General features: G+C 64.1%; 10 protein-coding genes. 9 read left to right on the plus strand and 1 reads right to left on the minus strand.

From position 1 onward, the window contains the following. Positions 1-16: 16 nt before the first annotated feature. The 9 genes from ABFE16_11980 (at position 17) to rd (ending at position 8,892) form a co-directional block, all read left to right on the plus strand. Positions 17-2,860 carry a hypothetical protein gene (locus tag ABFE16_11980; GenBank protein ID MEN6346008.1) on the plus strand — a complete coding sequence of 948 codons (2,844 nt, stop codon included), beginning with the start codon at positions 17-19 and terminating at the stop codon, positions 2,858-2,860. 25 nt (positions 2,861-2,885) lie between these two features. After that, positions 2,886-4,172, plus strand: a complete 1,287-nt coding sequence (gene hisD, locus ABFE16_11985) for a histidinol dehydrogenase (GenBank protein MEN6346009.1) — start codon at positions 2,886-2,888, stop codon at positions 4,170-4,172. Positions 4,173-4,215: 43 nt separating this feature from the next. Further along, positions 4,216-4,800 carry an imidazoleglycerol-phosphate dehydratase HisB gene (gene hisB, locus ABFE16_11990; GenBank protein MEN6346010.1) on the plus strand — a complete coding sequence of 195 codons (585 nt, stop codon included), beginning with the start codon at positions 4,216-4,218 and terminating at the stop codon, positions 4,798-4,800. A gap of 235 nt (positions 4,801-5,035) precedes the next feature. Next, positions 5,036-5,476 carry a transcriptional repressor gene (locus ABFE16_11995; protein MEN6346011.1) on the plus strand — a complete coding sequence of 147 codons (441 nt, stop codon included), beginning with the start codon at positions 5,036-5,038 and terminating at the stop codon, positions 5,474-5,476. 12 nt (positions 5,477-5,488) lie between these two features. Further along, the gene (rbr, locus tag ABFE16_12000) at positions 5,489-6,061 is read left to right on the plus strand and encodes a rubrerythrin (protein ID MEN6346012.1); all 573 of its coding nucleotides are present in this window, start codon (positions 5,489-5,491) and stop codon (positions 6,059-6,061) included. A 78-nt stretch (positions 6,062-6,139) separates the two neighbouring features. Then, positions 6,140-6,532, plus strand: a complete 393-nt coding sequence (locus ABFE16_12005) for a desulfoferrodoxin (GenBank protein ID MEN6346013.1) — start codon at positions 6,140-6,142, stop codon at positions 6,530-6,532. Beyond that, complete coding sequence (locus ABFE16_12010) at positions 6,529-7,056, plus strand: ferritin (GenBank protein MEN6346014.1); 528 nt, start codon at positions 6,529-6,531, stop codon at positions 7,054-7,056. Before ABFE16_12005 ends, ABFE16_12010 begins: the two co-directional genes overlap by 4 nt. Before the next feature lie 375 nt (positions 7,057-7,431). Then, a complete protein-coding gene (locus ABFE16_12015) occupies positions 7,432-8,637 on the plus strand; it encodes an FprA family A-type flavoprotein (GenBank protein MEN6346015.1) in 1,206 nt (401 codons plus the stop codon). A gap of 90 nt (positions 8,638-8,727) precedes the next feature. Then, positions 8,728-8,892 (plus strand): rubredoxin, encoded by a 165-nt coding sequence (gene rd / locus ABFE16_12020; GenBank protein ID MEN6346016.1) that lies wholly within the window; start codon positions 8,728-8,730, stop codon positions 8,890-8,892. An 85-nt stretch (positions 8,893-8,977) separates the two neighbouring features. On the opposite strand, the gene ABFE16_12025 is transcribed toward rd, so the two are convergent. Then, a partial coding sequence (locus tag ABFE16_12025) for a hypothetical protein (GenBank protein ID MEN6346017.1) occupies positions 8,978-9,199 on the minus strand: 222 nt, incomplete at its 5' end.

The following is a 9,199-nucleotide window of genomic DNA, read 5'->3' on the forward strand; positions in this document are numbered from 1 at the left end:
CAAGAGGAGTGAGAGTATGAGCCGCGCAGGGCTCGCGGTATGCCTGATCCTGGCAACGATCAGTCTCGCCGTGGCAGCGCAGGCACAGGTGACGCTGGAGACCGCCCGGATGCTGCTGGTGATCGGCGAGGATGGCGCCTGGCGCTCTGTGCTTGACCGCACGAGTAACCGCGGGTGCATGGCCGAAGGTGCGGCTCTGCCTGTGGCGAGGGTGACGACAGGTGCCAGCACCTTCGCGGCCTCGGGGGCGAGCTATGACGGTAAGCGGCTGTCGCTGCGCTTCGCCGGGACCGACACGGTGCTAACTTACGAGGTGAGCACGGCAGCCGACTGCCCTGTGCTGCGGCTGGTGGAGATCAAGGGCACTCGCCCGCAGACGGTGACGCTGCTGCAGCTCCCCTGTTGCATCACCGACCAGATCGGCACCCGGCTCGATTGCGCCTGGGATGATCGAACGGCGGTGGCGCTGTTGTCGGCCTCGCAGCAAACGGACTGCGGCGCGAGCGGTGGCAAGTTCGCGCTCCTGCGAGCCTTCAGCCAGGACGCACCCGGGCCGAAGCTGGAAGGCGCCGCAGTGGCTGTGGTGGTCTGCCCCACCTCCGACTTCAAGCGGGTAGCTCGCGATCTGTCCCATGCCTGCGGGCTGCTCACCAACGAAGACGCCGACGGCACGCCGGTCAAAGACCTTGCCATGAGCCGTGGCTCCTACTGGTTCCTCACCTTCGGGGAGTCCGAGGTCGACCAGGTCGTCGACTATTGCGAGCGCAGCGGCATCAAGCAGGTGATGATCGCCTCGGGCTCCTGGTGCCGCAGTGTCGGCCACTACCTGTTCAACGAGGGGCGCTACCCCCACGGCAAGGACGGGCTGAAGGCGGTCGTGGACAAGCTCCATGCCCACGGCATCCTGGTCGGGATGCACTGCTTCGTCTCGAAGGTCTCCAAGATCGACCCCTACGTGACTCCGGTGCCCGATCGACGCTTCTGGAAGGACCGCCAGACGGCTCTCGCCGCCGACGTGACCGCCGACCAGACCACGATCGCGGTGAAGGACGACCTCAGCCAGTGGCCCGGGAGTCCCGTGTCGAAGCAGAAGACCTGGGAAGGCGGGGTCACCAAGCACCAGGAGGTCATCCTCGGCGACGAGATCGTGCAGTACGAGAGCATCGACCCGTCGGGCAGCCGCTTCCTGGGCTGCAAGCGCGGAGCCTGGGGAACGAAGGCCTCGGCCCACAAGACTGGCGAAGCGGCGGTCCACTACGGCGTGGATGGCTGCATCAACGGCTACATCATCGACCAGGAGACCACTCTCATGGCCGAGGTGGCCGACCGCATCGCCGGCATCTTCAACGACTGCGGCTTCGACATGGTGTACTTCGACGGCGGCGAGGACGTGAACACGCTGCGGTTCAACTACTTCAGCGCGAACTTCCAGGAACAGACGATGCGCCGGTTCACGCGCCGGCCAATCATCCACATGGGCACGGTACGGCCGCACACGCTATGGCACTCCTACGCACGAGCGGCGACCGTCGACACCTACCTCAACACGATTCATGGCAACATCCTCGCCGGCGTCCCGCTCGATAAGTGGCCGACGGTCCGCGACCACATCGACAAGTCCGTGCGGCAGGTCGAGGCCTGGTGCAAGGATATGATGCCGGGTGAACTGGGCTGGTTCGGCATCTGGCCGCGCGAAGCCAACACCGACGGGCTGCAACTGGATGAAGTCGAGTACCTGCTGGGCAAGTCCCTGGCGCTGGATGCACCGATCTCGCTGGAGACCGGTTTCTCGCAGATGGAGTCGCACCCGCTGACGCCGGAGATTCTCAAGCTCGTCCGCGAGTATGAGCGTCTGCGGCTGGCGGGGTCGGTGCCGCAGGAGACCCGCCGGAAGCTGGGCGAGATCGGCAGAGACTTCGCACTCATCGAGGAACCGGGAAAGGTGAGCTTCGCATCGGTGACGCCGCTGAAGCTGACGGGAGCTCTGCAGGAGCTACGGGCCTGTGTCGGGAGTCTCGGCACCGGCAGCGTCGCGACAGTCTGGCACCCCTTGCGCGAGGGGCAACTGCTGATCCCGCTTGAGGCGTCGCAGGTCACGGCGACGAACCTTGTGGGAGAGCGGCTGGGAGTGACGGCGCAGAAGGGAAGCATCTCGGTCCCAATAGGCTGTTTCCGGACCACGCTCCTGTGCACCGGCCTGTCGCCGGACCGACTCCGGCAGGCGCTGGAGAGCTCACAGCTCCAGATCAAGCCGCCGGCCCTGATCTTTGTGCAGGCCGAGGACTACAAGAGACTCGAAGGACACATGGCCCTGGGGTCGAAGGTTGGTGTCAGGGAGGCGGAGGCCTTTGGTGACGTGATCGTGTGCACCGGCCGGCAGAGCCGGGAGACACCACAGCCCTGGTATGCGGAGTACACGGTGCAAATCCCGCACGAAGGGCGCTGGACCCTCTGGGCACGGGTGCGCTACCCGAGCGGGACCGACGACTCCTTCGGGATCGTGACACCGCAAGAAGAGGTAACGCTCGGTGCTGAGCCGACCCTGGGGAACTGCGGCGCAAACGAGAAGAAGTGGCATTGGACGGGCCGCGGCGCAGGCACCACGACAGCGCCTCCCGGCCAGCCGATCACCTTCCGACTGCCCCAAGGTCCCTTCACCTTCCGCCTCTACGCGCGAGAAGGCCCGGGGACCGCAGTTTCAAATCCGCGACTCGATATGCTATGCTTAACGGACGACCCCGGTGTCGTGCCCACAGAGGAGGCTGCTCGGAAGTGGCTCGTGACTTCGGGCAAGCCCCGAAGCAGTGAGCACCCACTCGAGAGCAGGTGGTTAGCCCCGGCCGGGCTTCCCGCCCCCTAGAACGGTGGAACTGGAAATGGCCCTGATGAAGACCCTTGACGCACGCTCGCGAGACCTGTCGGCTCTGGAGGCCCTGAGGCACCGGACCTTCGAGGAAGTGCCGACCGAGGTCGAGGACAGCGTGCGGCAGATTATGGAGGATGTGCGAGACCGCGGAGACGTAGCCGTGGTCGAGCACACCCGGAAACTCGACTGCCCGACCTTCACGGCGGAGCACCTGCCGATCACCGAGGAGGAGATCCAGGCGGCCTATGCCGAAGTCGACGCGGCCTGGATCGGCGCCTTCCGGCGTGCTCGCGAGAATGTGCAGCGGTTCCAGGAGCGGGCGAAGCACCACTCGTGGCTGGAGACCTTCGACGGGCTCGTAATGGGCCACCAGGTGACCCCGGTCCGCTCAGCCGGAATCTACACTCCAGCCAAGCACGCGCCTTTGCCCTCTTCCCTACTGATGAGCGCGATCCCGGCGCGGGTAGCCGGTGTCGAGCGAATCGTCCTGGCGACCCCGCCTCGCACCGATGGCTCAGTGGACCCGACGATGCTGGTGGCGGCTGCGGAGTGCGGCGTCGATGAGGCCTATCGTATCGGTGGCGCACAGGCAATCGCGGCCCTGGCCTACGGGACCGAAACCATTGAGGCGGTCGTGAAGATCGTGGGCCCTGGTTCGCCCTGGGTCGCGGTGGCGAAGAAGCATGTGTTCGGAGTGGTCGGCATCGAGTCCCTCGCCGGGCCGAGCGAGTCACTGATCATCGCGGACCGGCACGCGCAGCCTGATCTAGTCGCGGCCGACCTGCTCACCCAGGCCGAGCATACCGGCGATAACACGGTCATCCTTCTGACCGACAGCCCTGACCTGGCGGCGGCCGTGCAGACTGAGGTGGAAGCTCAGCTCTCCGAGTTGGGCCGCTCGGAGCTCACCCGGCGCTCGCTGGAGGAGTGCAGCCTGGTCGTGGTGACGGAGACGCTGCGTCAGGCTGTGGCGATTGCCAACGACATCGCCCCGGAGCACCTGCAGATCCTGGTGCAGGACCCCTTTGACCTGCTGGAGGGGATCGAAAACGCAGGCTGCATCTTCCTCGGAGAGAAGGCGCCGGTGCCGCTGGGAGACTACGCAGCCGGGCCAAGTCACGTGCTGCCGACCTACGGAACGGCACGCTTCTCGTCGCCGTTGTCAGTCAATGACTTCCTGGTGACCTCGTCGGTCATCTACGCGAACTCCGACGGTCTCGATCGACTCGCTGGAGACGTGATTGAGCTGGCCGAGGGCGAGGGCCTGACCGCCCATGCTGAGGCCGTGCGTCGCCGGCAGCGATAGCAGACCTACTGAGCACCACCGACACCGCAAGCTGGAGGAACTGATGCGGACCGCAACCCTCAACCGCGAGACGAAGGAAACCCAGATCACGCTCACCCTGAACCTGGACGGCACCGGCGAGTTCGACATCGACACCGGCGTCGGGTTTTTCGACCACATGCTCTCCCACGTGGCCAAGCACGGGCTCTTTGACCTCACCCTCAAGGCCACCGGCGACCTGCACATCGATGCGCACCACACCGTGGAGGACGTGGGCATCGTCTTCGGCCAAGCCCTGGCGAAGGCAGTGGGCGACAAGAAGGGTCTCGTCCGCTTCGGGACCGGCATGGCGCCGCTCGACGAAGCGCTGGTGACCGTGGTCGTCGACTTCGGCGGGCGCTCACATCTGGAGTACGGCCTGATCCTGCCCACAGAGAAGGTGGGCGATTTCGACTCGGAACTCGCGCGTGAGTTCTTCATCGCCCTGGCTGCGAACGCCGGGATGGCGATTCATGTCATACAGCAGTCCGGCCGGAACACGCACCACATCCTGGAGTCGGCCTTCAAGTCCCTCGGACGAGCCCTGGATGAGGCGACCCAGATCGATCCGCGCAAGACTGGCGTGCCATCGACCAAGGGGGTCCTGTAGCCGAGACGAAGGCGCTCCTGCACCGAACCCCACTGCGGCGAGCAGGTCCGGCCCCCTGAGTTAGGGGTCTGACCGTGGCCTATCCCGACTCTCACTTCTGTCCTGGCAGAATCCCGGCGGAGGCGTGCGGCGTCTTGAGGACGCTCTTGCCTCCGCCTTTTTTGCGGACGGGGTTGACATGCATAACCAGGCTATCTATAATTAGGAATGTATCACATTATCAAAAGAGAGAGCCATGACACAGCAGAGGCTGAGCGAGGCGACCAAGGGGACGGGGCGGAGCGTAACACGGCAGCGAGAGGCGATCCTCGAGTTCCTGCAGGGCACCACTTCGCACCCGACAGCGATGCAGATCTTCGACCAGGTCCGGGACGAGTTGCCCCATATCACCCTCGCGACAGTGTACCGAAACCTGGCGGTTCTGCAGGAACTGGGGCTGGTGCAGGAGCTGGAGGCGGGAACTGCGTCGGCCCATTTCGACGCTGTGGTGAGGGAGCATTGCCACGTTCGGTGCCTGGGCTGCGGGCGGGTCGACGACGTCGAGATTCCCGACCCGGAGAACCTGGACGAGAGCGCACACGTCGCAAGTGGATACACGATCACCGGGCATCACCTTGTGTTTGAGGGGTACTGCCAGACTTGTCGCGAAGCAACACAACCCGATCAGACCAACTAGGAGGGACAGACAATGGCTTTGAAGGGCTCGCAGACCGAGAAGAACATCCTCACAGCTTTTGCAGGAGAGTCGCAGGCCAGGAACCGCTACACCTACGCGGCCAGCAAGGCCAAGGCCGAAGGCTACGAGCAGATCTGCGCGATCTTCACCGAGACCGCGGACCAGGAGAAGGAGCACGCCAAGCGGCTGTTCAAGCTGCTCGAGGGCGGCGACGTGGAGATCAGCGGCGCCTTCCCGGCGGGGATCATCGACACGACCGCAGGCAACCTCAAGGCCTCTGCTGCCGGCGAGAACCATGAGTGGTCGTCCATGTATCCGGGCTTCGCCGAGGTCGCCGAGCAAGAGGGCTTCAAGGACATCGCGCGGATCTTCCGCTCGATCGCGGTTGCCGAGAAGCAGCATGAGAAGCGCTACCTGGCCCTGCTGGCCAATATCGAGGCCGGCAAGGTCTTCGAGAAGGACGCACCGGTCGTATGGCGCTGCCGCAACTGCGGATACCTTCACGAGGGTCCGAAGGCGCCGAAGGTATGCCCGGCCTGCGACCATCCCCAGGCACACTTTGAGCTCCTGGGCGAGAACTACTAGACGGGTGCAGAGCGCCCCGGCAAGAGCAACAGTCCCGGGCAAGCCCGGGTAATCTGACAGCGACGGAGGGAGACGCGGATGGCTGACAAACTGGAAATGTACAAGTGTGCCGACTGCGGGGCGATTGTCGAGGTCATCGTGCCCTGCGACTGCGAGTCCTGTGATATCGACTGCTGCGGCGGTGGCATGGAGCTGCTGGAAGCCAACACTGTGGATGCGGCGACAGAGAAGCATGTACCGGTCATCGAGAAGACGGCGTCGGGCTACAAGGTCAAGGTCGGCAGTGTGGCCCACCCGATGCTGGACGAGCACTACATCCAGTTCATCGAGCTGATCGCCGACGGCCGCTCCTACAAGGCCTTCCTCAACCCGGGCGACGCACCGGAGGCCGAGTTCTGCCTTGAGGCAAGCGCCGTGACGGCTCGGGAGCACTGCAATCTGCATGGGCTCTGGGAGGCGAGCGCCGAATGATCAGCGCCAAGATGCAGGACGCCTTCAACGAGCAGATCAACAAGGAGCTGTACTCGGAGTACCTGTACCTGGCGATGGCGGGGTACTTCGACTCACTGGGACTGAAGGGGTTTGCGAACTGGATGCGCGTGCAGGTGAAGGAAGAGCGGACGCACGCGATGATGATGTACACCTACCTCAACGAGGTCGGCGGCCGAGCCCACATGCTGCCGATTGAGGGCCCGCCGAACGAGTGGGAATCGCCGCTCGCCGCCTTCAAGCACGTGCTGGAGCATGAGCAGTTCGTGACCTCGCGAATCCACAACCTGGTGAACATGGCGACCGAAGAGAAGGACCACGCGAGTGTCGCCTTCCTGCAGTGGTTCGTGACCGAGCAGGTTGAGGAGGAGGCCAGTGCGACCGAGATCGGCCTCGAGCTGAAGCTCATCGGCGACAATGGACAGGGGCTGCTGATGAAGGACCGGGAACTGGCGACGCGCATCTTCACTTTGCCGGCCGAGGCTGTCGGCGCCGGCGTGATCTAGTCCAGGCAACTACCGGAAGCAGCACACGGGGGGACGACGCTCCGGGCCGAACCGGGGCAGCCTCAGGAGTCGGCGTCGTCTCCCCTGTGCATCTGATGGCTCCGGACCCTTGCATGTCCAAGAGCCCCGGGGTGAGCTGAATGTGTCTGAAGGGCAAGAAGAAGGACGAGGACAAGCCGGGGAACTACAAGTGCAAGAAGTGCGGCGCGATCTCGAAGAAGAAGGGTGACCTGTGCGAGCCGAAGAAGATAAAGTAGGTCAGGCAAGGGCACGCACAAGAGCAGCACGTCCGGCGTGGTTGGAGGCTGGTGAGAAGGGGACTCGGGCGTCGAGATCGTCGGGACGCGCCGGAAGGCTGCAGGAAGGGATACTCCTATGACGAGATCGCTGTTCCCCAACATCGACTGGGTCGGCTACGTGGATTGGACGGTCCGGGACTTTCACGGCTACCAGACGCGCCGCGGCTCAAGCTACAACTCCTATCTGATTCGCGACACCAAGAACGCTCTGGTCGACACGGTGAAGGCGCCCTACGCCTGTCATCTGCTGAAGAGCGTGACTGAGCTGCTGCCGCTCGCAAAGCTGGACTACCTGGTCGTGAACCATGCCGAGCCGGACCATGGCGGGTCGGTGGGAGCCGTCGTCAAGGCCTGTCCGCAGGTAACCGTGGTCACCAACAAGAAGTGCCAGGCGATCCTCAGTGGCTACCACGACACCTCGAACTGGAACTGGCAACTCGTCGGCACGGGTGACACGCTGGAACTGGGCAATCGGACGCTAACCTTCCTTGAGACGCCGATGGTCCACTGGCCGGACTCGATGATGACCTACGTCTCTCAGGACGGCCTGCTCTTCTCGATGGACGGCTTCGGTCAGCACTACGCCTCGTGCCACCGGTTTGATGACGAAGAGCCGATAGAGACCGTGTTAGCGGAAGCCAAGACCTACTACGCCAACATCATCATGTGGGCGGGCAAGCCCATTCAGCGGGCGCTTGAGGCGGCCTCGAAGCTGGACATCAAGATGATCGCGCCTTCGCATGGAACCATCTGGCGCAGTCACATGGATCGGATTCTGGCGGCCTACCAGGACTGGGTCGTCTGCAAACCGTCGCCCAAGGTCCTCGTGGTGTACGACACGATGTGGGAGAGCACGGCGATGATGGCGCGGGCGATCCTGGAAGGCGCCTCGCAGCCCGGCATCACGGCGAAGCTGCTGTACATCCGCGCTGGCGACTACACCGAGCTTGCCACCGAGACCCTGGATGCAGCAACGATTGCCGTCGGCTCACCCACCCTCAACGGAGGGATGATGCCGGTGATCGGCGGCGGCCTGACTTACCTTAAGGGCCTGCGACCGATCTGCAAGGCGGGCTTCAGCTTCGGCTCCTACGGCTGGTCGAAGGGTGGCGCAGCGGCTGTTCAGCGCGAATTGGAGGAGACCAAGTTCGAGATCCTCCGTGATCCGCTGGAGTGCCAGTACCGACCTACGCCGGAAGTGCTGCAGGAGTGCCGTGAGGCCGGCAAGATGCTCGCGGACAAGGCCCTCGCGCTGACCTGCGCGGTGGAGTCGAAGTCCTAGAGGAGTGGGCAGGCTCTTGTCGAGTCCCTTCAGGCGTAGTCTGACACGATAGCGTTGACGCCCCATGAACTCCTAGGAGAGACGCCAACTATGAAGAAGTACGAATGCAACGTGTGCGGCTACATCTACGATCCGGAGCAGGGCGATCCCGACAACGGTGTGGAGCCGGGTACCGCCTTCGAGGACCTTCCCGACGACTGGGTCTGCCCGGAGTGCTTCGTCGGCAAGGACGAGTTCACGCCGGTCGAGGAGTAGCGGCGCAGCTTTGCCAGCACAGTAGCAAAGGGGCCCGCATCGAGACAGCTTCCGGTGCGGGCCCTGTCGTGACCAGCGGCGTGTGTCAGTCCTCGCCCAGAACCCGCAAGGCCTCCTCGCACATTCCAACAACGTGGTAGTCCATCTTCCAGACGCTGCCCTTCGCCGAGTTCCGAGGAGCAAGGCCGCCCTCGGCCGGTGTGAAGTACCAGCCTCCATACTCGGGGTCGACAAACTGCGCACGCACGAAGTCGAGGTGTCGCTGGAGCTTCGGCCACAGGTCATCGCGGCCGCGCCAGGCGGCGAA

The sequence above is a fragment of the Armatimonadia bacterium genome, assembly GCA_039679385.1.
Classification (GTDB): domain Bacteria; phylum Armatimonadota; class Zipacnadia; order Zipacnadales; family JABUFB01; genus JAJFTQ01.

Bases quoted from the DNA above. Each gene is read 5' to 3' on its own strand.
- hisB (MEN6346010.1), top strand. From the start codon at position 4,216: ATGCGGACCGCAACCCTCAACCGCGAGACGAAGGAAACCCAGATCACG.
- rbr (MEN6346012.1), top strand. From the start codon at position 5,489: ATGGCTTTGAAGGGCTCGCAGACCGAGAAGAACATCCTCACAGCTTTT.
- ABFE16_12015 (MEN6346015.1), top strand. From the start codon at position 7,432: ATGACGAGATCGCTGTTCCCCAACATCGACTGGGTCGGCTACGTGGAT.
- ABFE16_11980 (MEN6346008.1), top strand. From the start codon at position 17: ATGAGCCGCGCAGGGCTCGCGGTATGCCTGATCCTGGCAACGATCAGT.
- hisD (MEN6346009.1), top strand. From the start codon at position 2,886: ATGAAGACCCTTGACGCACGCTCGCGAGACCTGTCGGCTCTGGAGGCC.
- ABFE16_12005 (MEN6346013.1), top strand. From the start codon at position 6,140: ATGGCTGACAAACTGGAAATGTACAAGTGTGCCGACTGCGGGGCGATT.
- rd (MEN6346016.1), top strand. From the start codon at position 8,728: ATGAAGAAGTACGAATGCAACGTGTGCGGCTACATCTACGATCCGGAG.
- ABFE16_11995 (MEN6346011.1), top strand. From the start codon at position 5,036: ATGACACAGCAGAGGCTGAGCGAGGCGACCAAGGGGACGGGGCGGAGC.
- ABFE16_12010 (MEN6346014.1), top strand. From the start codon at position 6,529: ATGATCAGCGCCAAGATGCAGGACGCCTTCAACGAGCAGATCAACAAG.